The organism is Coriobacteriia bacterium, assembly GCA_003149935.1.
GTDB lineage: Bacteria > Actinomycetota > Coriobacteriia > Coriobacteriales > QAMH01 > QAMH01.
In genome coordinates, this window is record QAMH01000001.1 from 22,492 (window position 1) to 44,008 (window position 21,517).

Genomic DNA, 21,517 nt, shown 5'->3' on the forward strand with positions numbered 1-21,517 from the left:
CCTTATTGCGAGCCAAACGCCCCTGACACCTCGGCATAGTCGATGCCCCTTGTCTCGGCTATCTGTTCGAAGAGCTCGTCGCAGTCGAGAACCTTGATTGACGAGTGCGCGAAGCCGTCCTTGTCGCGCGTGATGATGGCATCAGCCTTGACCTTGAGCGCCGTCTGGAACACGAAGGCGTCCTCAAGATCTTCGAAGGCGCAGCGCGCAACGCAATCGTAGTCGTCGTCATCCGTCGCGTAGATGTGCAGCATCTTCCTGAGCGCGAGCATGGTCTCCTGAACGTAGCCTGTCAGCGCGGGCTTGCCCCCGTCGCTCATGACGTAGATGAGGTCGCTGATTTGCGAGGTGCCGATCCACAGCTCGAACTCGTTGACATACCCCAGTGCCATGAGGAGCTCCGCCCTGGCGTTGAAGGGTTCCCGCTTGGCGAGGTAATCGATGAGGATGTTCGTGTCGACAACGAAGCGGGTACCAGCAAGCATCTATTTCTCGCTTCCATCGCTTGGAACGAAGCCACGCGCCGCGAGTTTGCTGCGCTTTATCTCCGTGTCGCTCATGTGGGTGAAGTTGTTTTGCCGGGGGATGCTCTGGACGAAGGCGAGCGCCTCGTGTAGCTGCGCGTTGTTTGCCGGCTTGGCCGAAGCTCTCTCGAAGGGGGTCGCGTTCTGTGCGATGAGGTAGTCATAGAGCTGATTGATGGCCTGCGATGCGCTCATGCCCAGTGAATTGAGCACGCTGTTGCCCGCTCGCTTCTTCGCCTGTGACATCCTTCCCGTGACCATTGCGTCTGCCATGACGACTCCAATCGTTGTATGTACAACATTCAGTATAGCACGCTGCGCAAGCAAAATACGTCAGATACCTGGCATCCGCCGACATATGTGCGCGCAGGCAGGCTGTCGAGCGGAGGTACAAGGGAGCGCGCCGTAAAGACCGCGAAGCGGGCTGTCGGGAAGCGACCGTCGGAGCGAGGCGTCCTGCCTGCGCGCACTCTCCGGCAGGACGCAAGTTTCTTCCGTGTCCGGCTGTCGCTGCGATGCCCGCATCCTCCCAAAATACTTCTGGCTTTCGTCCTGCAGGTGGGGTAATATATCGAACGCTGTGCATTTTGACGCAGTGTGTCTATCTCCTGGCGCAAATCTCACGTGCAAAGGGAGGAGGCTCGAAGCCGCGATCCGCTGAGAGAAAGCCAGATGCTTTCCGCCTCAAGATCGCCTGACAGTAAGGTTGGTAATGGTCAACACGATTCTCGGCCGCAAGCTGGGTATGACGCAAGTCTGGGGCGAAGACGACACCATCGTCCCCGTGACTGTCATCCAGGCTGGCCCCTGCGTTATCTCGCAGGTCAAGACCACCGAGACCGATGGCTACGAGGCCGTCCAGATCGGTTTTGGTGACATCAAGGAAAAGAAGGTCAACAAGCCCATGCAGGGCCACTTCGCCAAGGCGGGCGTAGCTCCCATGCGCTACCTGCGCGAGGTCCGCGTTGAGGATGCCTCCGAGCATGCAGTCGGTGACACGCTCACCGTCGAGGCATTCAACGATGTCGACAAGGTCGATGTTACGGGCGTAAGCAAGGGCAAGGGCTTCGCCGGCGTCATCAAGCGCTACGGTTTTGCTGGCGGTCCCGGTGGCCACGGTCACCACTTCCACCGCGCTCCCGGTTCGGTGGGCATGTGCGCGTACCCCGCGCGCGTTCTCAAGGGTCTGCGTCTTCCCGGCCACATGGGCTGCGACCGCGTTACGGTTCGCAACCTCAAGCTGGTGCGCGTGGACGAGGAGAACAATCTTCTGTTGGTCAAGGGTGCCGTTCCCGGTGGCAAGGGCGCTCTCGTTCAGATCCGCATGGCTTAGAGGAGGGCAGATCAATGGCACAAATCAAGATCACTGACTCCGCTGGCAAGTCTGCGGGCACGATCGAGGTCTCCGATGGCATCTTCGCCATCGAGCCCAACGGCGCATGCATCCATCAGGTTGTTCGCAGCCAGATGGCAGCTCGTCGCCAGGGTACGCACGACACCAAGACGCGTGGTCAGGTTTCCGGCGGTGGCCGCAAGCCGTTCCGCCAGAAGGGCACCGGCCGTGCTCGCCAGGGCACGACGCGCGCCGCTCAGTTCCGTCATGGTGGCGTTGTCTTCGGTCCGCATCCCCGTTCCTATGCCTTCCGTGTGAACAACAAGGTCGTCAAGCTCGCCATGGCCTCCGTGCTTTCCGGCAAGCTCGCGGCAGACGAGCTCTTTGTCGTCGACGGCTTCAACTTCGACAAGCCCTCGACCAAGGCTGCTGCCAAGGCCCTCGAGGCCCTCGGTTGCAAGGGTCGCGTCACCGTCGTCGTCAACGATGAGGATGTCAACTCGTTCCTTTCCTTCCGTAACCTCGAGAAGGTTCGCGTCATCGGCGCTTCCGAGTCCAACACCTACGACCTGCTCGACAACGGGTCTCTGGTTATGACCAAGGACGCCGTCGAGTATGTTCAGGAGGTGCTGAGCTAATGGAGGCACGTCAGATCATCATCCGCCCGATCATCACCGAGCGTTCGTTTGATATGCAGGACTTCAACCGCTACACGTTCGAGGTCGCCAAGACTGCTAGCAAGATCGAGATTGCCAAGGCAATCGAGGAGATCTTCAACGTGCACGTCACCAAGGTGAACACCGCCAACGTGAAGTCCAAGCCCAAGCGTCAGCGCTATGTGCAGGGTCGCACGCGTACCTGGAAGAAGGCCATCGTCACGCTCGCCGAGGGTGACAAGATCGAGCTGTTCGCAAGCCAGGATTAATCGGTTACTGAGTTTCCCCTTGGTGCGGGGAGGCTTTAAGGGTGTCGAGCGCTCGATGTGGAGCCACCCGGCACCGTGGTAAGTCCGGAGTCGACAACCGTATGGAGATGCACCATCTCCGTTCCCATAGCGGTTGAGCGGCCATCGGAGCAAAGGAGTTAGTTCATGGGAGTAAGGAAGTACAAGCCGTCTTCCCCGGGACGTCGTTTCCAGACGGTCTCTGATTTCGCAGAGATCACGACGACGACCCCCGAGAAGTCGCTGCTGGAGCCGTTGCCCAAGAAGGCCGGCCGCAATAACTATGGTCGCATCACGACCCGTCATCAGGGTGGCGGTCACAAGCGCAAGTATCGCAAGATCGACTTCAAGCGTCGCAAGGATGGCATCCCGGCCAAGGTCGCGTCCATCGAGTACGACCCGAATCGTTCCGCGCGCATCGCGCTGCTCAACTATGCAGATGGTGCCAAGGCGTACATTCTGCAGCCCAAGGGCTTGAAGGTCGGCGATACCGTCGAGTCCGGTCCCGAGGCCGACATCAAGCCGGGCAATGCCCTGCCGCTGGCCAATATCCCCGTCGGTACGCTCGTGCATGCCGTCGAGTTCCAGCCGGGCAAGGGTGCCGCCATGGCTCGCAGCGCTGGCACGAGCATTCAGCTCATGGGCAAGGAGGGCGGCTACGCCATCCTGCGCATGCCGAGCTCCGAGATGCGTCGCGTGCTGCTCGACTGCCGCGCCACCGTCGGCGAGGTCGGCAACGCCGAGCACTCCAACATCCGCATCGGCAAGGCCGGTCGCAAGCGTTGGATGGGCGTGCGTCCTACCGTCCGCGGTACCGTCATGAACCCCGTCGACCATCCGCATGGTGGTGGCGAGGGCAAGAACAAGTCCGCTGGTCGCCATCCGGTTACCCCGTGGGGTGTTCCCACCAAGGGTCATCGTACGCGTAACCCCAAGAAGGCGTCGGGTAGGCTCATCATCCGCCGTCGCAAGAAGTAATCGAAGGAGATAACCGTGAGTAGAAGTCTCAAAAAGGGCCCCTATGTGGAGCCGCGCCTCCTCGAGCGCATCATTGCGATGAACGAGGCTGGCGAGAAAAACGTCATCAAGACCTGGAGCCGTTCTTCGACGATCTTCCCCGAGATGGTGGGTCACACCATCGCCGTGCACGATGGTCGTCGCCACGTCCCCGTCTATGTCACCGAGTCGATGGTCGGACACAAGCTGGGCGAGTTCTCCCCGTCCCGCACGTTCCGCGCCCATAAGAAAGATTAGGAGGAGCGCAAATGCAAGCTAAGGCTGTTGCAAAGTACGTGCGCGTTTCTCCGCGCAAGGCTCGCATCGTCGTCGACAAGATTCGCGGCAAGGAGGTTGTCGACGCGCTCGACATCCTGCGCTTCAACGAGCGCGCCATTTCCGAGGTCGTCTCCAAGGTCGTATCGTCTGCGGCTGCCAACGCCGAGAACAAGTACGGCGTGCGCCCGGAGAACCTGGTAGTCAAGGCTGCCTACGTTGACGAGGGTCCGACCATAAAGCGTTATCGCCCGCGCGCCAAGGGTTCCGCAAGCCCCATCATGAAGCGCACGAGCCACATCACCATCATCGTAGCTACGCGAGAGGAGGCGTAAGGGTCATGGGTCAGAAAGTTAAGCCGACAGGCTTCCGCCTCGGCATCACCGAGGATTGGCGCAGCCGCTGGTATGCGGGTAACGACTACGCCGCCACGCTCGAGAACGATCTCAAGCTGCGCAAGTACGTCGAGAAGAAGCTCAGCAATGCCGCCCTTTCTCGCGTGGAGATCGAGCGAGCTGGCGACAAGATCAAGGTCATCATCACGACCGCCCGTCCTGGCATCGTTATCGGCAAGAAGGGCGCCGAGGTTGACGTGCTTCGCAAGGAGCTCGAGAAGATCTCCGGCGGCCATGTGAGCGTTGAGGTCATCGAGGTCAAGCGCCCCGAGCTCGACGCGAATCTCATCGCGCAGTCCATCGCCGAGCAGCTCGAGGGACGCGTTGCGTTCCGTCGTGCCATGCGCAAGGCCGTGCAGTCCGCGCGCAAGTCGGGTGCTCAGGGCATCCGTATCCAGTGCTCCGGTCGCCTCGGTGGCGCCGAGATGAGCCGTCGCGAGTGGTACCGCGAGGGTCGCGTGCCCCTGCACACTCTGCGCGCAATGATCGATTACGGCTTTGCCACCGCCCATACCACGATGGGTTCCTGCGGTATCAAGGTCTGGGTCTACTACGGCGAGGTCCTTCCCGGCCAGGACAAGAAGAATCCTGCGCTCGAGGGCACGTCCGCCCAGCGTCGCGGCCGTGGCCGTCGTGGCGAGAGGAGGGATCGCTAATGTTAATGCCCAAGCGCATCAAGCACCGCAAGGTCCAGCGCGGCTCCATGAAGGGTAAGTCCAAGGGAGGCAACAACCTCAACTTTGGCTCCTACGGTATCCAGGCGCTCGAGTCGCATTGGATTACCAACCGCCAGATCGAGGCCGCTCGTATCGCCATGACTCGCTACATGAAGCGTGGCGGTCGCGTGTGGATCACGATCTTCCCGGACAAGCCCATCACCAAGAAGCCGGCAGAGACCCGCATGGGTTCCGGCAAGGGCAATCCCGAAGAGTGGGTGGCCGTCGTCAAGCCCGGTCGCATCATGTTCGAGATCGATGGCGTCCAGCCCGACGATGCCCGCGAGGCCATGCGTCTTGCCATCAACAAGCTGCCCATCAAGTGCAAGATGGTGATTCGCGAGGATGCCGCCGAGCGCGCTGCGGAGTACGCCAAGGCCCATGCCAAGGATTCCGCTCGTGGCCGCTCCAAGGCTGCCAAGGAGAGCACCGCTGCAGCTGCCCCCGCTGCCGCCACCACTGAGGAAGAAGGAGGCGACGAGTAAATGAAGCCTGCAGAGATTCGCGAGCTCACTACCGACGACCTCAACGACAAGCTGACCGAGGCGCGCACCGAGCTCTTTAACCTGCGCTTCCAGATGGCCACGAGCCAGCTGGACAACACCGCGCGCGTGAAGGTCGTCAAGAAGGACATTGCCCGTATTTGCACCGAGCTGCGTGCACGCGAGATTCGCGCTGCAGCCGAAGCGACCGCTTAAGGAAAGGAGCGAAGCTTAAATGAACGAAGAGCGTAATCGTCGTAAGGTTCGCCAGGGCGTCGTCGTCTCGGCTACAAACGACAAGACCATCGTCGTGCAGATTGAGGAGCGCAAGCCGCACCGCGTCTACGGCAAGATGATCACCACCACCAAGAAGTTCCACGCGCATGACGAGGGCAACGAGGCCGGTGTGGGCGATACCGTCCGCATCATGGAGACTCGTCCGCTCTCCAAGCAGAAGCGCTGGCGCCTGCTCGACATCGTCGAGAAGGCCAAGTAGTCAGCTAGAGTAGCAGGAAGGTATTCCCATGATTCAGATGCAATCAATGCTGACTGTTGCTGACAACAGCGGTGCACAGAAGGTTCAGTGCATCAAGGTCCTCGGCGGCTCCAAGCGCCGCTACGCTGGCCTGGGCGACATCATCGTCTGCAGCGTCAAGGAGGCAGCCCCCAACAGTCAGGTCAAGAAGGGCGACGTCGTTCGTTGCGTCATCGTCCGTCTCAAGAAGGAGGTCCGTCGCAAGGACGGCTCCTACATCAAGTTCGATGAGAACGCCGCCGTCGTGGTTGACGATTCCGGCGCTCCCCGCGGCACGCGCGTTTTCGGGCCCGTCGCCCGCGAGCTGCGTGACCGCAAGTTCATGAAGATCGTCTCCCTCGCACCCGAGACGCTTTAGGGGAAGGTGAGAAGAAGATGACGAAGATGAACATCAAGACAGGCGATACCGTCAAGGTCATCGCTGGCAAGGACAAGGGCGCACAGGGCGAGGTTCTCTTTGCCTTTCCCGAGAAGGGCCGCGTGACCGTCCAGGGCGTTAACCTGGTGCACAAGGCGCTTCGCCCGACCCAAGCCAACCCCAATGGCGGCATCGACACCCGCGAGGCGGCTATCGACGTCTCCAACGTCATGCTGGTCTGCCCGTCGTGTGGTCTGCCGACTCGCATCGGCTTCAAGGTCGACGAGGACGGTAAGCAACGCGTCTGCAAGAAATGCGGAAAGGCTATCGACTAACGCAACGCACCGTCTTGGCGTTCACTGAGGAGCTCACGTGCCGCATGCACGCTTCGCTCCTCAGTTCTCGCCAATCCAGCACGCTGCGTTAGCCGCTAGCGACAACGGATTTAGTGCGAGGTTTTCCGCCTCTGCACCAGACTCGTTGAAATTCATGCTAGATCACAGGTTAAACAGGCCCTTCATCTGAAGGGGGCGAGGTCGGAAACCCCGCCTTAAATCTCGAAGGAGTTAGAAACATGGCACCACGTCTCAAAGAGAAGTACTACAAGGAGCTCGCTCCGAAGCTCAAGGAAGAGCTCGGCATCGCTAACGTCAACGACATCCCCAAGCTCGAGAAGATCGTCGTCAACATGGGTGTGGGCGAGGCTGCGACCGACAGCAAGCTCATCGATGCAGCTGTCGAGGATCTGCGCGTCATCACCGGCCAGCAGCCGATGATCTGCCGTGCCAAGAAGTCCATCGCAACCTTCAAGCTGCGTGCCGGCATGCCAATTGGCGCCAAGGTCACGTTGCGCGGCGACCGCATGTACGAGTTCTTCGATCGCCTCATCGCGGCCGCGATTCCCCGCATCCGCGACTTCCGCGGTCTTCCCGCGAACAGCTTCGATGGCCATGGCAACTATTCCATGGGCGTTACCGAGCAGATCATCTTCCCGGAGATCGACTACGACAAGGTCGACCGCACCCGCGGCATGGATATCACGTTCGTGACGACTGCCAAGACCGACGAAGAGGGCAAGGCGCTTCTCACCGCTTTCGGATTCCCGTTTGCGGCTTAGTAGGAGAATAAGGTAGAATATTCGATTGCTGTGCGTTTTTACGTGCAGCAATCGGAGTTTAGCGGGAGATATGGTTTTCCCGCGAACAGGAAAGGATGAGCATTGGCAAAGAAATCGATGATCGCCAAGGCAAAGCGTAAGCCGAAGTTCAGCACGCGCGCGTATACGCGTTGCAACCGCTGCGGCAGGCCGCATTCGGTCTATCGCAAGTTCGGTCTGTGCCGAATCTGCTTGCGTGAACTTGCCCTTAAAGGCGAACTCCCCGGTGTCCGCAAGGCGAGCTGGTAAGGCAAGCCACGTAGACGCTGGGCTGCCTTGAGATAGGCGCGGCCATCACGGGTGGACGCGAACCGCTTGAGAGCAGTCATCAACGAACCATAGGAGGAATCAATGAGCACGACCGATTCGATCGCAGACATGCTCACGCGTATTAGAAACGCGAACACTGCGAACAAGGAGACGGTTTCCATGCCGTCTTCGCGAAAGCTCGTCGAGATAGCTCGCATCATGAAGCAAGAGGGCTATATCACGGAGTACGAGATCATCTCGAAGGCTCCCCAGGACGAGCTTTTCATCACGCTGAAGTACGGGGACAAGAAGGAGAAGGTCATTCGTGGCCTGCGCCGCATTTCTAAGCCCGGTCTTCGCATCTATGCTGGCAAGAACGAGCTCCCCCGCGTTCTGGGTGGTCTCGGCACTGCCATCATTTCCACGTCCAAAGGTGTCATGACCGATCGCGATGCCCGCATTGCCGGCGTCGGCGGCGAGGTCCTGGCATACGTCTGGTAAGAACCGAGAAAGGAGCAATCGCATGTCGCGTATTGGCAAGCTGCCCGTTCCGGTTCCCGCCGGAGTCGAGGTAAAGATCGACGGCAACACCGTTACCGTCAAGGGTCCCAAGGGTGAACTCACCCAGACCTTCAACGAGAATATGGCCATCAGCCTGGGCGAGGACGGCTCCATCGTCGTCGAGCGCCCCAACGATGCACGCGAGAATCGCGCGATGCATGGCCTGACCCGTTCTCTCATCAACAACATGGTCATTGGCGTGAGCGAGGGCTATTCCAAGACGCTCGAGCTCGTCGGCGTTGGCTATCGTGCCGCACTCAAGGGTGGCAAGCTCGAGATGACGCTCGGCTTCTCGCATCCTGTCGTCGTCGATGCCATCGACGGCATCACGTTCGAGTGCCCCGAGCCCACGATCATCAACATCAGTGGCATTGACAAGCAGCTGGTTGGCCAGGTCGCCGCGGACATCCGCGCGTACCGCAAGCCCGAGCCGTACAAGGGCAAGGGCATTCGCTACCAGGGCGAGCATATCCGCCGCAAAGAGGGCAAGGCTGCCAAGTAGTAAACGTACGCCGGTCGTTGCGCCGGTTAATTACAAGGAGAACGGTTCAGTATGGATAAGCTCAAGGCAAAGAAGGCGAAACTGCAACGTCGCCAGCGCCGTGTGCGTGGCAAGGTTTCGGGTACGTCCGAGCGCCCGCGCCTACGCGTGACGCGTTCCAATTCCAACATCTACGCTCAGGTCATCGACGATGTCGCTGCTGTCACGCTGGCAAGCGCGTCCTCGCTTGACGAGAAGGTCAAGGCCACCGGCAAGCATGGTGGCAATATCGAAGGTGCTGCCGAGGTGGGCAAGCTCATCGCCCAGCGTGCCCTCAATGCGGGTATCGGCGAGGTCGTGTTCGACCGCGGTGGCAATCTCTACCATGGCCGTGTGAAGGCGCTCGCCGAGGGCGCTCGCGAAGCCGGCCTGAAGTTTTAGGGGGAGGGAAACATGGCACAGAGGCCTAACAACAGGAAGTCAAACAGGCAGGCTGCACAGCAGGCTCCCGAACTCGAAGAGCGCGTCGTCTACATCAACCGCGTTTCCAAGGTCGTCAAGGGTGGTCGTCGCTTTGGTCTGACCGCGCTCGTCGTCGTTGGCGATCACAACGGCAACGTGGGTGTTGGCATGGGCAAGTCCGCTGAGGTGCCCATCGCTATCAGCAAGGGCGTCGAGGACGCGAAGAAGAACATGTTCAAGGTCCCACTGACCGAGGAGGGCACCATCCCGCACGAGGTCATCGGTGAGTTTTCAGCTGGTCGCGTGCTGCTCAAGCCGGCCACGCCCGGTACCGGCGTTATCGCCGGCGGCCCGGTCCGCGCTCTGCTCGAGCTCGCTGGCGTCAAGGACGTGCTGTCCAAGTCGCTCGGCACCGACAACGCGATGAACATCGTCAAGGCGGCCGCCGAGGGTCTCAAGGAGCTCCAGAGCCCGCAGCAGGTTGCGAAGCGCCGCGATATGACCGTTGCTGAAATCTACGGAAAGAAGGCTCAGTAATGGCTAACGCAAAGAAGACGCTGCGCCTGACGCAGGTGAAGAGCTCGATTGGCTACAAGAAGGACCAGGCCGCAACGCTCAAGGCCCTGGGCCTGGGCAAGATCGGCTCCACGGTCGAGCAGGTCGACAACGATGCCATCAGGGGCATGATCTTCAAGGTCAAGCACCTGATCGAGGTCGAGAACATCTAGCACGTATTGATGGGCTGCATCATCGGGTGCAGCCCACGATGAGGAAGTCAGCCGGCGGCGAGCAGCCGGCTTCATCCGCATCAGGCGGATGAATGCGAAAAAGGAGACATCATGGATCTTTCTGAACTCAAACCAGCCGAGGGCTCGACGAAGAAGCGCAAGCGCGTAGGTCGCGGCCATGGTTCCGGTCACGGCGGTACGTCCGGTCGCGGCATGAACGGCCAGGCCTCGCGTGCCGGTGGCACCAAGGGCCCCGGTTTCGAGGGTGGCCAGACGCCGCTCGCGATGCGCCTTCCCAAGCTCCCCGGTTTCCGCAACATCAACCGCAAGGAGTACGTGCCGGTCAACGTCGGTCGTCTCAACGAGAAGTACGCTGCTGGCGAGACCGTCAACGGCGAGACGCTTGTCGAGAAGGGCATCATCAAGCATGCCGATGCACTCGTTAAGGTTCTCGGCGACGGCGAGATTTCCAAGGCACTGACGGTTCAGGTCGACAAGGTTTCCGCTTCTGCTAAGGCCAAGATTGAAGCGGCCGGAGGAAGGGTCGAGTAGCCGTGCTCAACGCACTCATTAACGCAATGAAGGTGAAGGAGCTTCGTCACAAGATCTTCTTCACCCTGGCAATCATAGCGCTGTACCGTGTTGGCTCGTTTATCCCCGTCCCCGGCATCCCGTTTGCCGACCTCGTGTCGAACTTCCGCGACACGAGCACGAACGCCGGCCTGCTCATGCTCAACCTGTTCTCAGGTGGCGCACTCGAGTACTTCTCGGTGTTTTCGCTCGGCATCATGCCCTACATCACCGCGTCCATCATCATGCAGCTCATGCAGGGCATCATTCCCGCCTTGCAGCGCTGGCAGAAGGAGGGCGAGGCTGGACAGCGCAAGGTCACGCGCATCACGCGTTATCTCACGCTCGTGCTTGGCCTGATCAACGCCATCGGCTACCTGGTTCTGTTCCAGAACGCCTTCGGCGTCGACTTCTCCACGACGGGCATGCCCACATGGCTCATCAGCACGATCATCATCGTCACGCTCGTGGCGGGCACGGCGCTCATCATGTGGATGGGCGAGCTCATCACGCAGCGCGGCATCGGCAACGGCATGTCGCTCATCATCTTCGCGAACATCATCGCGCGACTCCCAAGCGCGCTGCTTGATTCGATTCAGAATGCCACCGATCAGATGCAGGGCATTCTCATGACGGTGCTCATCATCGCCGTGATTCTCATTACGATTCCGGGCATCGTCTTCATCGAGCGTGGTCAGCGCCGCATTCCGGTGCAGTACTCCAAGCGCGTCGTGGGTCGCAAGGTCATGGGTGGCCAGTCCACGTACCTGCCGTTCAAGGTTAACGGTTCGGGCGTCATTCCCATCATCTTCGCGTCTGCTCTGCTGTACCTGCCTGCCCAGATCGCCGCGTTCTTCAGCGACGCGGGTTGGCTGCAGGCTGTCGCCAACTTCTGCTCGGCCGGTTGGGGTAACTGGATCCTGACCTTTGGTCTGATCGTCTTCTTCGCGTACTTCTACACGTCGATGATCTATCACCCGCAGGAGACGGCGGATAACCTGAAGAACAACGGCGGCTTCATCCCGGGCGTGCGTCCGGGTGGTGCGACCGTGCAGTACATCAAGAACGTGATCAACCGCATCACGCTTCCGGGTGCGATGTTCCTTGCGGCCATCGCGATCATCCCGTCCATCCTGTACTCGTTCACGGGTAACACCCTGATCCAGCTGTTCGGTGGCACCTCCGTGCTCATCATGGTCGGCGTTGCGCTTGACACGATGACCAAGCTGGAGAGCCAGTTGAAGATGCACAACTACGACGGCTTCTTCAAATAGACTGAGGAGATTGTTATGAATATCGTACTCCTGGGCGCTCCGGGCGCTGGGAAGGGAACTCAATCCGCACGTCTCGTCGATGAGTTCGGCTTCACGCACCTTTCCACGGGAGATCTGCTTCGCGCCGCCGTCAAGGAGGGCACTGAGCTCGGCCTCAAGGCGAAGTCCTACATGGACGCCGGAGAGCTTGTGCCCGACGAGGTTGTCATCGGTTTGGTCGAGGAAAGGCTCAAGGCTGACCCCGAGGCATCCTTCCTGCTTGACGGCTTTCCGCGCACGCCGGCCCAGGCAGTTGCGCTCGATAGCGTGCTTGCCAACCTGGGCCAGAAGCTCGATTACGCCATTGCCCTCGAGGTCGATCCCGAGGCGCTCATCGCGCGCATGTCGCAACGTCGCGTCTGCCGCGATTGCGGTTACCCCGGAACGGTCGAGACGGGCGCTGTCTGCCCCAAGTGCGGCGGCGAGATGTACCAGCGCGCCGACGACAACGAGGAGACGGTCCGCAATCGTCTTGCCGTCTACGAGAAGTCGACGAGCCCGCTCATCGACTACTATCGTGGCAACGGCATCCTCATCGAGCTCGATGGTGGACAGTCTCCCGATATGGTCTTCGAGGATCTCAAGACGGCGATTGGCAAATAGCCGTCATGAAGCGCTTTCGCCGCGACGGCGTCAAGATTAAATCGCCTGCCCAAATTGATGCAATGAAGGCAGCCGGCCACCTGAGTGCGCAAGCGCTCGAGGTGGTCGGTTCGCTTATGAGGCCAGGTGTGAGTACGGCCGAGCTCGATGCGGCTGCCGAGAAGTGCATCGTCGAAGCAGGTGGAACCCCGGCGTTCAAGGGATACGGCGGCTTTCCCGCCACTATCTGCGCCTCGGTGAACGACATGGTAGTGCACGGCATTCCGAGTCCCGATGTCATTCTCGAAGATGGCGATGTTGTCTCGATCGATACGGGCGCGATTGTCGATGGCTGGGTTGGCGATAATGCCGAGACCTTCATTGTCGGCACGCATGACAAACAGCATCAGGATCTCCTCTCTACGACGCTTGCGGCTATGTGGGCGGGTATTGACCAGGCGTTTCCCGGAAACCATCTGGGTGATATCGGACATGCGATACAGAAGGCCATCGAAGATGCGGGCTTCAGCGTGATTCGCGAGTATTCGGGCCATGGCATCGGGCGCAGAATGCACGAGCCTCCCAACGTCCTCAACTATGGCGTTCCCGGCCAGGGCGTGAAGCTCGAGGAAGGTATGGTCATCGCAATTGAGCCGATGGCAGTGAGCGGGTCTCCGCGCGTGCGTACCATCTCGGATGGGTGGGGAGTCGTCACGTGCGATGGAAAGCCCGCAGCGCACTTCGAGCGAACCATAGCCATCACCAAAGATGGCCCGCTCGTCCTGACCAAATAAACGTTTGCAAAAAAATCTGGAATTGCCGCTTCGTTTGAAGTAGTATGTTTCATTACGTTTGCCGTAATTCAAATGGGAGAGTTGTATTCGTGAGCAAAGAGGGTGCCATTGAACTAGAGGGAAAGGTCATCGAGCCGCTCCCCAACGCGATGTTCAAAGTCGAGCTTGAGAATGGCCATCAGGTTCTGGCCCATATCTCAGGCAAGATGCGCATGCATTACATCAAGATCCTTCCGGGTGACAAGGTGACGGTGGAGCTTTCGCCGTACGACCTCGACCGTGGCAGGATCACCTATCGCTATAAGTAAGGATTGCGGCATGCCGCAATGCGTGGGGTGCCTGGGCACCCCTGTCGTCTGAGCAAGAAAATTACCGCCTGCGGCTGGGCGTAACGATAAAAACGAAGTGTAAACACTTTCGGAAAGGTAAGGACATCATGAAAGTACGTCCTTCAGTAAAGAAGATGTGCGATAAGTGCAAGATCATCAGGCGTCATGGCAAGGTGTTCGTGATTTGCGAGAATCCGCGCCATAAGCAGCGTCAAGGCTAAGAGGGGGAGCGACATTGGCTCGTATACTCGGTGTCGACCTTCCGCGCGATAAGCGCGTGGAGATTGGTCTGACTTACATTTATGGTATCGGTCTGACCCGCGCAAAGAAGATTTGCGAGGAGACCGGCGTTAATCCTGACACGCGCGTGCGCGACCTCACCGAAGAAGAGGTCGTCAAGCTTCGTGACAATATCGATGCGAACTACACGGTCGAGGGTGACCTGCGTCGCGAGACGTCGCAGAACATCAAGCGACTGATGGAGATCGGCTGCTATCGTGGCCTGCGCCATCGTCGTGGCCTGCCTGTTCGTGGTCAGCGTACTCACACCAACGCTCGTACCCGCAAGGGTCCGCGTCGCCAGATCGGCGCTAAGAAGAGGGGCTAGGTGAGAGGACAACATGGCTAAGAAGCAACAGAACACGACCCGCGTTCGTCGCGCAGACCGCAAGAACATCACGGTTGGTCAGGCTCACATCAAGAGCACGTTCAATAACACGATCGTTTCCATTACCGATACCCGCGGCAACGTCATTTCCTGGCAGTCCGCTGGCACGGTTGGATTCAAGGGTTCCCGCAAGTCCACGCCGTTCGCGGCGCAGATGGCTGCCGAGAAGGCCGCCAAGATGGCCATGGAGCACGGCCTCAAGAAGGTTTCCGTGTTCGTGAAGGGTCCCGGTTCCGGCCGCGAGACCGCCATCCGCTCGCTCCAGGCAGCTGGTCTGGAAGTTGCGAGCATCCAGGACTGCACGCCCATTCCGCACAACGGTTGCCGTCAGGTCAAGCGTCGTCGCGTCTAGCTTAGAAAGGTAATACGTCATGGCAATTAACAGGACCCCGGTTCTGAAGCGCTGCCGCCAGCTTGGCATCGATCCCATCGTTTTAGGCTATACCAAGGAATCCAAGAAGCAGCCCAAGCAGCGCCGTCGTCAGGAGAGCGAGTACGGCCGCCAGCTTCGTGAGAAGCAGAAGGCCAAGTTCATCTATGGTGTACTCGAGAAGCAATTCCGCGGCTACTTCCACAAGGCTCGCCGCATGCAGGGCGTTACGGGCGAGAACCTCATGAGGATTCTCGAGTCCCGTCTCGACAACGTCGTGTTCCGCCTGGGTTTTGCGCGTACGCGCAAGGAGGCCCGTCAGACGGTCACACACGGTCACATCACGGTTAACGGCAAGCACGTCGACATCCCGTCGTATCGCGTGAGCCCCGGCGATCTCGTGGCAATCGCCCCGGCAGCCAAGGAGCTTCTCGTGATCAAGAGCGCCCTCATCTCCAACGAGCGCGTTCAGGTTCCCGCCTGGCTCGAGGTTGACATCGAGAAGCTGCAGGGCAACGTCATCTCGCTGCCGACACGAGACCAAATCGACTTGGATATCCAGGAGCAGCTCATCGTCGAGCTCTACTCGAAGTAATTCTTACCCTGTCCTATCCGATTAAAGTCTCGAGGAGGCTACTTAATGACTGAGTTCATGAAGCCCAATATCACCGTCGAGCAAGTCGATGACAACATTGCGCGGTTCGTCATGGAGCCGCTCGAGCGCGGCTACGGCCAGACGCTCGGCAATGGTATGCGTCGTGTCCTGCTGTCCTCCCTGGACGGCGCTGCGGCAACCGCCATCAAGATCGAGGGCGTGCAGCACGAGTTCACGTCCGCTCCCGGCGTTGTCGAGGATGTCACCGACATTGTTTTGAATATCAAAGGCCTGGTCTTCGCTCCCTTCGCTGGTGGCGAAGAGGCTACCGCCACGCTTTCCGCGCAGGGCCCCTGCGTGGTCACGGGCGCCGATCTGGAAGTTCCCACCGAGTTCCAGCTAATCAATCCGGATCACGTCATCGCGACGCTCTCTGAGGGCGCGCAGCTTGAGATGTCGGTCCGCATCGGCGTTGGCCGCGGCTACGTCCCCGCCGAGCGCAACAAGCGCCCGGAGGATCCCATCGGCATCATCCATGTCGACTCGCTGTTCTCGCCGATTCGTCGTTGCACCATGGACGTCACGGATACCCGTGTCGCACAGCGCACCGACTACGACAAGCTCATTCTCGAGGTCGAGACCAACGGCGCCATCAGCCCCGTCGATGCCGTCTGCCAGTCCGCCAACATCATCAACCAGCACATGATGGCCTTCCTCTCGCTCGACGAGAGCAACGAGGAGGTCGAGGTGACGAGCATCTTCGCCCCCGAGGGCCCGAGCAAGAACACCGAGCTCGAGAAGCAGATCGAGGATCTCGATCTGTCGGTTCGCTCGTACAACTGCCTGAAGCGCGCCGGCATCCATTCGGTGCGTCAGCTGGTCGAGTATTCCGAGAACGACCTGCTCAACATCCGCAACTTCGGCGCCAAGTCCATCGAAGAGGTTAAGGACAAGCTTCAGTCGATGGACCTCAGCTTGAAGCTTTAGTACGTAGGAGATTCAATGAGGCATTACAAGAAGGGCCGCAAGCTGGGCACCGACGCCAGCCATACCAAGGCCATGAAGAAGAACCTTGCGGTTGCGTTGTTCACCAACGACCGCATCAAGACCACGGTCACGCGTGCCAAGGAAGTCCGCGGCACTATCGATCGCATCATCACCTGGGCCAAGAAGGGCGACCTGCACTCTCGTCGTCTGGCCATCGCCGCCCTGGGCGACAAGGAGCTCGTCCGCGAGGTCTTCGAGAAGGCCGAGCAGGGCATGTGGGCCGACCGCAACGGTGGCTATACGCGCATCCTGAAGCTTGGTCCGCGCAAGGGCGACAATGCCCCCATGGCGATTCTCGAGCTCGTCGAAGAGGCCGTCACCCCGAAGGCCAAGGCCGATGACAAGCCTGCCAAGAGCAGCAAGAAGAAGCCTGCCGCCAAGAAGGCCGCTAAGACCGAGGACAAGAAGGACGACATCGAGGAGTTCGCCGAGGGCGAGGCCGATCGCATCGACGCCGATGCCGAGACCGATGTCCGCGAGGACGCCGTCGAGGCCGAGAAGGCCGAGGATGAGGCTTCCATCGAAGAGGCCGTTCTCGAGGAGCAGGAGGCAGAGGTCGCAAAGGCCGAGGCCGAGAACATCGAGAAGATCAAGGAAGAGGTCGCTGAGGAGGAGAAGGAGCTTATCGACGACGTCAATCCCGTTGCCGGTGACGAGGCTGCCTTTGAGGAGACCGTCGAGGAGTCGGAGAAGCACGAGGCTGAGTAACGGCCAGAGTGCGTATCGGGGGTAAAGATGGCGCAGGCGCTTGCCTTTGGCACCTATATTCCCGGCACGAGTCCCGTCCACGCTTTGAATGCGCAGGTCAAGATTATCTTGGCCTGCGTTTTTTCTATTGCAGTCTTCTTCGTCGAGAGCTGGCTGGGACTGCTTATCGTCACGGCGTTCGTGGCGATGCTCTATATGATGGCGCATATCCCCGTCACTAAAGCGGCGCGTGGCCTCATCCCCATCATCTTCATTCTGGTGTTCACCATCGTCGTGCATGCATTCAGTATCAGTTTGGGTTCGGCGGCGGCGCCGGGCTTGAGTCAGGCGGGCTCCTTGGGGCTTACGCAGCAGTGGGTGCTCTTTGGCAGCTTCGGCATCACGCTTGATGGCCTGGCACGTGGCCTTTTCTTCGCCCTGCGCATCGTGCTGCTCGTGCTCATCTGCTCGCTGCTCACCTTCACGTCATCGATGATGGAGCTCACCGATGCGATGCTGCGCATCTTTGGGCCCTTAAGGCGTTTTGGCGTGCCGGTCGATGACATTGCGATGATGATATCGATTGCCCTGCGTTTTATCCCCACGACGGCGCGGGAGGCGCAGATGATTCAGCTTGCCCAGAAGGCGCGTTGCGCCAACTTCGATGATGGCAATCTCTTCGTGCGTCTCAAGGCATGGATCCCCGTCTTCATTCCGCTCTTTGTGCGCCTCTTCAGACGTGCCGATGATCTGGCGGATGCCATGGACGCGCGCTGCTATGCGGGCGGACGCCGCACGCGCATGAATGCGACAACGCTTTCCGGGGCAGACGTCGCGACGCTCATCATCGGCATTGTTGCAATCGTCGCACTCTGCGTGTTCTTGTGAGGGAGGCGGAGATGTCACAGCAATCGCTCGTGCTCACCATCGCCTATGACGGCACGGCATATGCAGGGTTTGCTAAGCAGAAGGACGAGCATGTCGTCACGATTCAAGGCGAGCTCGAACGGGCGCTTGCAACCTACTTTCGGCATCCCGTCGAAACGGTGTGCGCGGGCCGCACGGATGCGGGTGTGCATGCGCTCGGACAGGTCGTGTCATGCGTGCTTGATGAAGCCGAATTCGAGGGTATCACGCCATCGCGCCTCGTCATATCGCTCAACGCGCTCACGCCCGACGACATTGCCATCAAGAACGTACGATTTGATGTGCCCACGTTTTCCGCTCGCTTTGATGCCAGGAGTCGCGAGTATCGGTATCGCATCGTGACGGGCTCGGTGCCGCCGCTGTTCTTGCGTCGCTACGCCTGGTGGCGCAAGGGCTTGCTTGATATCGAGGCCATGCGCCAGGGCGCCACCCATCTCATCGGCGAGCATGACTTCAAGTCCTTTTGCAAGGCGGCAAGTGCCGAGGGCAAGACAACCATGCGTTGCGTGAACGAGGTGTCCATCGAGCTTGAAGAGCAGATGGGGGAGGAATGCCTCGTGATAAAGGTCATCGGTAACGCCTTCTTGCATTCGATGGTGCGCACCATCGTTGGCACGCTTGTTCAGGTGGGCGCTGGGCATCGCGATCCCGATTGGGTCGCCGAGGTTCTGGCGGCGTGCGATCGCAGCGCTGCGGGCGAAACCGCCCCCGCCTGTGGCCTCACCTTCTGGCACGTGAACTATGGATGAGACACATTGGACAGGTACATCTGTCTCATTGCAACGCAAATGAGACAGATGTACCTGTCCAATGTGTCTCATCCCCCCGTTGCCAGAGACGTGACGTTTCGTTATGCTGCCCATGACGAAAGGAGAACCATGGCTACCATTGACACCATCAGGAAGATTCTCGAGGACAACCTCTCCATTGAGCCGGAGCAGGTCGAGGAAGACACCACGCTTGATTCCATCGACATCGACTCTCTCGATCTCGTCGAGCTCATCTGCGATATCGAAGATGCCGAGGGCATCGATTTCGGCGAGCCCGAGGGTCTCGAGACCATCGGCGATATCGTCGAGCATATCGATTCGCTCAAGTAGTTTATGAACAGAATCAGCGCATGGCTCTATAAGTTCATGCAGGGGCGCTATGGCTTTGACCAACTTGGTCAGGCCCTGAGCGTTGGCGTGGTCGTCATGTGGATCTTCTCGATCCTCTGTGGCGTCCTCGCCAACATGCTGCGTCTTGTTTGGATCGCATGGCTGTCGACCATTCTCAATTGGGTCGGGCTCATCTTGCTCGTCCTCATGCTCTTTCGCATGCTGTCGCGTAATGCGGATGCGCGCCGGCGCGAGAACGAGGCTTTCCTGCGGCGTCGCACGCGCCGTGCAGAGCGCAAGCGTGCCTCGTCCAAGGACATCTCGTCAAAAGGCAAGGGCAAGACCAAGAACAAGACAAATGCCGATGCCGGGTACAAATACCTGAGCTGCTCATTTTGCGGGCAGCAGATGCGCGTCCCGGCTGGCAAGGGCAAAATTGCCGTGAAGTGCCCGTCATGCGGCGAGAAGACCATCGTGCAAAGTTAGGCAAGACGTATGGAGAATTACAGCGACTATCGCGAGACCCCACGGACGGGCAGGACGCCCGGTCATTCGGGTCATGAACATGAACCGCAGCCCGTCGATCCGTCGGTCCTCACCGACGATCGCGACAACCCCGACCTTCTCACCTTCGAGAAGACCTGGGGACATCGCGTGTTGGCGGGTCTCGGTGTCGCGATGCTCGTTATTGCGATCATTCTCATCGCGTTTTGCATCGTGCAGCTCATTCGCGTCGCCGATGTGGCAGCGCTCATGCCCGATATCGGGCTTTTGGGTGCGTACTTGTATGGCACGGCTCTTGCGTGCGGCATCGCGCTCATCCCGCCTGCCGTCATTGCGATTTACGTCGCCAAGCATCCGAGCAAGGTCATGATTGCCGTTGTCATGGCAATCATCGCGCTCGCGCTCGTTGTCGCGTTCTTGGGATATGCCCTTGCAATGACGCCGCAGTACGTGGTCACGGCACTGCTCTATGCGCTAGCGCTTGCCATTCTGCCCGTTATCTACCTCGTCGCCGCCCTTAAGATTAAGCGCTCGCTCTAGACGCGCGACAGGTAACCCAACTACGTTGTCATAATCGCCCTCGATATGGTCGACGAAGGCGCCGGCCGCACCTTGTATGCCGTAGGCTCCGGCTTTATCGAGCGGCTCTCCTGTGGCGATATACGTCGTGATTTCCGCGTCGGAAAGCTCTCTGAAGCAAACGTCGGTGACCTCCGCGAAGGTTTCGCAGTTACCCTCATGCGCAAGGGCAACGCCTGTGATGACCTGGTGCGTTTTACCCGACAGCTCGCGAAGCATGCGATGGGCATCGCGTTCGTCGAGCGGTTTGCCGAAGATGCGCCCATCGAGCACGACGATGGTATCGGCACCGATGACGGTTGCGCAGGCAAGCTGCCCGGAAGCGACGGCGAGTGCCTTGGCACGCGCGTTGTGCATGGCAACGTCAATGGGTGCCATGTCCTTCGGGGCAATCTCGTCAGCATTGCTTACGACGACGCGAAACGTGCGACCCGTCCGTGCAAGCAGTTCCTTGCGCCGGGGCGATCCTGATGCCAGTATGAGTCCGGTCTCGTCGTTCATGAGCTGCAGTGTAGCGCGATTTACTCATGCCCGCGACGCATGATGAAAAAATGTCACAGCCCTGCGGTAGAATCTTTGGCACCTAAAGAAAGGATGCGTTGTGGATACAGTACTTTTCGATATGGACGGCACCTTGCTCGACACACTCGATGATCTGCACGTGAGCGTCAACTACGCGCTCGAGCAATCGGGTCTTCCTCTCGTCACGTTTGACGAGACGCGCGAGGCAGCCGGGTACGGCTCCATCGTGCTCATCGAGCTTCTCACCAAGCACGCTTTCGTAACGGGCTCGCCCGAGTTTCAGCGCGTCTTCGATGATTTCAACACGCACTACAAGGCGCACTGCAATGATGCGACGCATCCGTATCCGGGCATCATGGAGCTGCTCGTCGGTCTCAAGGATCGCGGTATCAAGATGGCCATCGTGAGCAACAAGATCCAACCCGAGACCGAGGCCCTGCGCAAGCTCTGGTTTGCAGATTACATTCCCGTTGCGGTTGGCCGCGTCGAGGGCATCGCCCCCAAGCCAGATCCTGCCATGGCTCTCAAGGCGCTCGAGCAGCTCGGCGCACAGCCGCAGGATGCATGGTTCGTAGGCGACTCCCAGCCCGACGTGCGCACGGGCAAAAACGCCAGATGCACGAGCGTTGCCTGCACCTGGGGCTTTAGGGATTTCGCTACGCTTGAGGAAGAGTATCCCGATTTCATCATCGATAGCCCGCTCGAGCTTCTCGACATCGTCGACGCAAGTCACTAG

At 59.5% G+C, this 21,517-nt stretch carries 39 protein-coding genes; 36 read left to right on the forward strand and 3 right to left on the reverse strand.

Annotated features, from left to right (window positions below):
- Positions 1-2: 2 nt before the first annotated feature.
- Both DBY20_00105 and DBY20_00110 read right to left on the reverse strand, forming a co-directional pair.
- Positions 3-485, reverse strand: a complete 483-nt coding sequence (locus DBY20_00105; protein ID PWL80287.1) for a PIN domain nuclease — start codon at positions 483-485, stop codon at positions 3-5.
- Positions 486-797, reverse strand: a complete 312-nt coding sequence (locus DBY20_00110; GenBank protein ID PWL80288.1) for a RelB/DinJ family addiction module antitoxin — start codon at positions 795-797, stop codon at positions 486-488. It lies immediately after the preceding gene.
- A 439-nt stretch (positions 798-1,236) separates the two neighbouring features.
- On the opposite strand from DBY20_00110, the gene DBY20_00115 reads away from it, so the two are divergent.
- The 35 genes from DBY20_00115 (at position 1,237) to DBY20_00285 (ending at position 20,220) form a co-directional block, all read left to right on the forward strand.
- Entirely contained in the window at positions 1,237-1,857 is a 621-nt protein-coding gene (locus DBY20_00115) for a 50S ribosomal protein L3 (GenBank protein PWL80289.1), read from the forward strand.
- Positions 1,858-1,871: 14 nt separating this feature from the next.
- Complete coding sequence (locus DBY20_00120; GenBank protein ID PWL80290.1) at positions 1,872-2,495, forward strand: 50S ribosomal protein L4; 624 nt, start codon at positions 1,872-1,874, stop codon at positions 2,493-2,495.
- Positions 2,495-2,782 carry a 50S ribosomal protein L23 gene (locus DBY20_00125; GenBank protein ID PWL80291.1) on the forward strand — a complete coding sequence of 96 codons (288 nt, stop codon included), beginning with the start codon at positions 2,495-2,497 and terminating at the stop codon, positions 2,780-2,782. Before DBY20_00120 ends, DBY20_00125 begins: the two co-directional genes overlap by 1 nt.
- A 165-nt stretch (positions 2,783-2,947) precedes the next feature.
- Complete coding sequence (locus tag DBY20_00130) at positions 2,948-3,778, forward strand: 50S ribosomal protein L2 (GenBank protein PWL80292.1); 831 nt, start codon at positions 2,948-2,950, stop codon at positions 3,776-3,778.
- A 15-nt stretch (positions 3,779-3,793) separates the two neighbouring features.
- Positions 3,794-4,054, forward strand: a complete 261-nt coding sequence (locus DBY20_00135; GenBank protein ID PWL80293.1) for a 30S ribosomal protein S19 — start codon at positions 3,794-3,796, stop codon at positions 4,052-4,054.
- 11 nt (positions 4,055-4,065) lie between these two features.
- Positions 4,066-4,407 carry a 50S ribosomal protein L22 gene (locus tag DBY20_00140; GenBank protein PWL80294.1) on the forward strand — a complete coding sequence of 114 codons (342 nt, stop codon included), beginning with the start codon at positions 4,066-4,068 and terminating at the stop codon, positions 4,405-4,407.
- 5 nt (positions 4,408-4,412) lie between these two features.
- On the forward strand, positions 4,413-5,123 hold the full coding sequence (locus DBY20_00145) for a 30S ribosomal protein S3 (GenBank protein PWL80295.1): 711 nt from the start codon (positions 4,413-4,415) through the stop codon (positions 5,121-5,123).
- Positions 5,123-5,668: a 50S ribosomal protein L16 gene (locus tag DBY20_00150; protein ID PWL80296.1), complete on the forward strand. Its 546-nt coding sequence runs from the start codon at positions 5,123-5,125 to the stop codon at positions 5,666-5,668. Before DBY20_00145 ends, DBY20_00150 begins: the two co-directional genes overlap by 1 nt.
- The gene (locus tag DBY20_00155; protein PWL80297.1) at positions 5,669-5,881 is read left to right on the forward strand and encodes a 50S ribosomal protein L29; all 213 of its coding nucleotides are present in this window, start codon (positions 5,669-5,671) and stop codon (positions 5,879-5,881) included. It abuts the gene before it with no gap.
- A gap of 19 nt (positions 5,882-5,900) precedes the next feature.
- A complete protein-coding gene (locus DBY20_00160) occupies positions 5,901-6,161 on the forward strand; it encodes a 30S ribosomal protein S17 (protein PWL80298.1) in 261 nt (86 codons plus the stop codon).
- A gap of 28 nt (positions 6,162-6,189) precedes the next feature.
- Entirely contained in the window at positions 6,190-6,558 is a 369-nt protein-coding gene (locus tag DBY20_00165) for a 50S ribosomal protein L14 (protein PWL80299.1), read from the forward strand.
- 17 nt (positions 6,559-6,575) lie between these two features.
- A complete protein-coding gene (locus tag DBY20_00170; GenBank protein PWL80300.1) occupies positions 6,576-6,893 on the forward strand; it encodes a 50S ribosomal protein L24 in 318 nt (105 codons plus the stop codon).
- Between the two features lie 239 nt (positions 6,894-7,132).
- Positions 7,133-7,675, forward strand: a complete 543-nt coding sequence (locus DBY20_00175; GenBank protein PWL80301.1) for a 50S ribosomal protein L5 — start codon at positions 7,133-7,135, stop codon at positions 7,673-7,675.
- Between the two features lie 102 nt (positions 7,676-7,777).
- Positions 7,778-7,963, forward strand: coding sequence for a type Z 30S ribosomal protein S14 (locus tag DBY20_00180; GenBank protein ID PWL80302.1), 186 nt, complete (start codon positions 7,778-7,780; stop codon positions 7,961-7,963).
- A gap of 102 nt (positions 7,964-8,065) precedes the next feature.
- Positions 8,066-8,464: a 30S ribosomal protein S8 gene (locus DBY20_00185; GenBank protein ID PWL80303.1), complete on the forward strand. Its 399-nt coding sequence runs from the start codon at positions 8,066-8,068 to the stop codon at positions 8,462-8,464.
- A 22-nt stretch (positions 8,465-8,486) separates the two neighbouring features.
- Positions 8,487-9,026 (forward strand): 50S ribosomal protein L6, encoded by a 540-nt coding sequence (locus tag DBY20_00190; GenBank protein ID PWL80304.1) that lies wholly within the window; start codon positions 8,487-8,489, stop codon positions 9,024-9,026.
- A gap of 51 nt (positions 9,027-9,077) precedes the next feature.
- Positions 9,078-9,446, forward strand: a complete 369-nt coding sequence (locus tag DBY20_00195; protein PWL80305.1) for a 50S ribosomal protein L18 — start codon at positions 9,078-9,080, stop codon at positions 9,444-9,446.
- A 12-nt stretch (positions 9,447-9,458) separates the two neighbouring features.
- A complete protein-coding gene (locus DBY20_00200) occupies positions 9,459-10,004 on the forward strand; it encodes a 30S ribosomal protein S5 (protein PWL80306.1) in 546 nt (181 codons plus the stop codon).
- On the forward strand, positions 10,004-10,195 hold the full coding sequence (locus DBY20_00205) for a 50S ribosomal protein L30 (GenBank protein PWL80307.1): 192 nt from the start codon (positions 10,004-10,006) through the stop codon (positions 10,193-10,195). The genes DBY20_00200 and DBY20_00205 overlap by 1 nt, the downstream gene beginning before the upstream one ends.
- A gap of 111 nt (positions 10,196-10,306) precedes the next feature.
- On the forward strand, positions 10,307-10,747 hold the full coding sequence (locus DBY20_00210) for a 50S ribosomal protein L15 (protein PWL80308.1): 441 nt from the start codon (positions 10,307-10,309) through the stop codon (positions 10,745-10,747).
- 2 nt (positions 10,748-10,749) lie between these two features.
- Positions 10,750-12,039, forward strand: a complete 1,290-nt coding sequence (locus tag DBY20_00215; GenBank protein ID PWL80309.1) for a preprotein translocase subunit SecY — start codon at positions 10,750-10,752, stop codon at positions 12,037-12,039.
- 15 nt (positions 12,040-12,054) lie between these two features.
- Complete coding sequence (locus DBY20_00220; GenBank protein ID PWL80310.1) at positions 12,055-12,681, forward strand: adenylate kinase; 627 nt, start codon at positions 12,055-12,057, stop codon at positions 12,679-12,681.
- A gap of 5 nt (positions 12,682-12,686) precedes the next feature.
- Positions 12,687-13,454, forward strand: coding sequence for a type I methionyl aminopeptidase (gene map / locus DBY20_00225; protein ID PWL80311.1), 768 nt, complete (start codon positions 12,687-12,689; stop codon positions 13,452-13,454).
- Positions 13,455-13,543: 89 nt separating this feature from the next.
- Entirely contained in the window at positions 13,544-13,762 is a 219-nt protein-coding gene (locus tag DBY20_00230) for a translation initiation factor IF-1 (GenBank protein ID PWL80312.1), read from the forward strand.
- 128 nt (positions 13,763-13,890) lie between these two features.
- Positions 13,891-14,004, forward strand: a complete 114-nt coding sequence (locus tag DBY20_00235) for a 50S ribosomal protein L36 (GenBank protein PWL80313.1) — start codon at positions 13,891-13,893, stop codon at positions 14,002-14,004.
- Between the two features lie 14 nt (positions 14,005-14,018).
- A complete protein-coding gene (locus DBY20_00240; protein PWL80314.1) occupies positions 14,019-14,390 on the forward strand; it encodes a 30S ribosomal protein S13 in 372 nt (123 codons plus the stop codon).
- Between the two features lie 13 nt (positions 14,391-14,403).
- Positions 14,404-14,802 (forward strand): 30S ribosomal protein S11, encoded by a 399-nt coding sequence (locus DBY20_00245; protein ID PWL80315.1) that lies wholly within the window; start codon positions 14,404-14,406, stop codon positions 14,800-14,802.
- Positions 14,803-14,821: 19 nt separating this feature from the next.
- Positions 14,822-15,415 carry a 30S ribosomal protein S4 gene (locus DBY20_00250; GenBank protein ID PWL80316.1) on the forward strand — a complete coding sequence of 198 codons (594 nt, stop codon included), beginning with the start codon at positions 14,822-14,824 and terminating at the stop codon, positions 15,413-15,415.
- Positions 15,416-15,460: 45 nt separating this feature from the next.
- Entirely contained in the window at positions 15,461-16,402 is a 942-nt protein-coding gene (locus DBY20_00255; protein ID PWL80317.1) for a DNA-directed RNA polymerase subunit alpha, read from the forward strand.
- Positions 16,403-16,417: 15 nt separating this feature from the next.
- Positions 16,418-17,170, forward strand: a complete 753-nt coding sequence (locus DBY20_00260; GenBank protein PWL80318.1) for a 50S ribosomal protein L17 — start codon at positions 16,418-16,420, stop codon at positions 17,168-17,170.
- A gap of 27 nt (positions 17,171-17,197) precedes the next feature.
- Complete coding sequence (locus tag DBY20_00265; GenBank protein PWL80319.1) at positions 17,198-18,037, forward strand: energy-coupling factor transporter transmembrane protein EcfT; 840 nt, start codon at positions 17,198-17,200, stop codon at positions 18,035-18,037.
- An 11-nt stretch (positions 18,038-18,048) separates the two neighbouring features.
- Positions 18,049-18,825, forward strand: coding sequence for a tRNA pseudouridine(38-40) synthase TruA (locus DBY20_00270; GenBank protein ID PWL80320.1), 777 nt, complete (start codon positions 18,049-18,051; stop codon positions 18,823-18,825).
- A 129-nt stretch (positions 18,826-18,954) separates the two neighbouring features.
- Positions 18,955-19,176, forward strand: a complete 222-nt coding sequence (locus tag DBY20_00275) for a phosphopantetheine-binding protein (GenBank protein ID PWL80321.1) — start codon at positions 18,955-18,957, stop codon at positions 19,174-19,176.
- Between the two features lie 3 nt (positions 19,177-19,179).
- On the forward strand, positions 19,180-19,662 hold the full coding sequence (locus DBY20_00280; protein PWL80322.1) for a hypothetical protein: 483 nt from the start codon (positions 19,180-19,182) through the stop codon (positions 19,660-19,662).
- A gap of 9 nt (positions 19,663-19,671) precedes the next feature.
- Positions 19,672-20,220, forward strand: coding sequence for a hypothetical protein (locus tag DBY20_00285; GenBank protein ID PWL80323.1), 549 nt, complete (start codon positions 19,672-19,674; stop codon positions 20,218-20,220).
- On the opposite strand, the gene DBY20_00290 is transcribed toward DBY20_00285, so the two are convergent.
- Positions 20,155-20,760 carry a septum formation inhibitor Maf gene (locus tag DBY20_00290; protein PWL80324.1) on the reverse strand — a complete coding sequence of 202 codons (606 nt, stop codon included), beginning with the start codon at positions 20,758-20,760 and terminating at the stop codon, positions 20,155-20,157. The two genes, DBY20_00285 and DBY20_00290, sit on opposite strands and share 66 nt — an antisense overlap.
- 121 nt (positions 20,761-20,881) lie before the next feature.
- Here DBY20_00290 and DBY20_00295 point away from each other — a divergent pair, with 121 nt between their 5' ends.
- A complete protein-coding gene (locus DBY20_00295; GenBank protein PWL80325.1) occupies positions 20,882-21,517 on the forward strand; it encodes an HAD family hydrolase in 636 nt (211 codons plus the stop codon).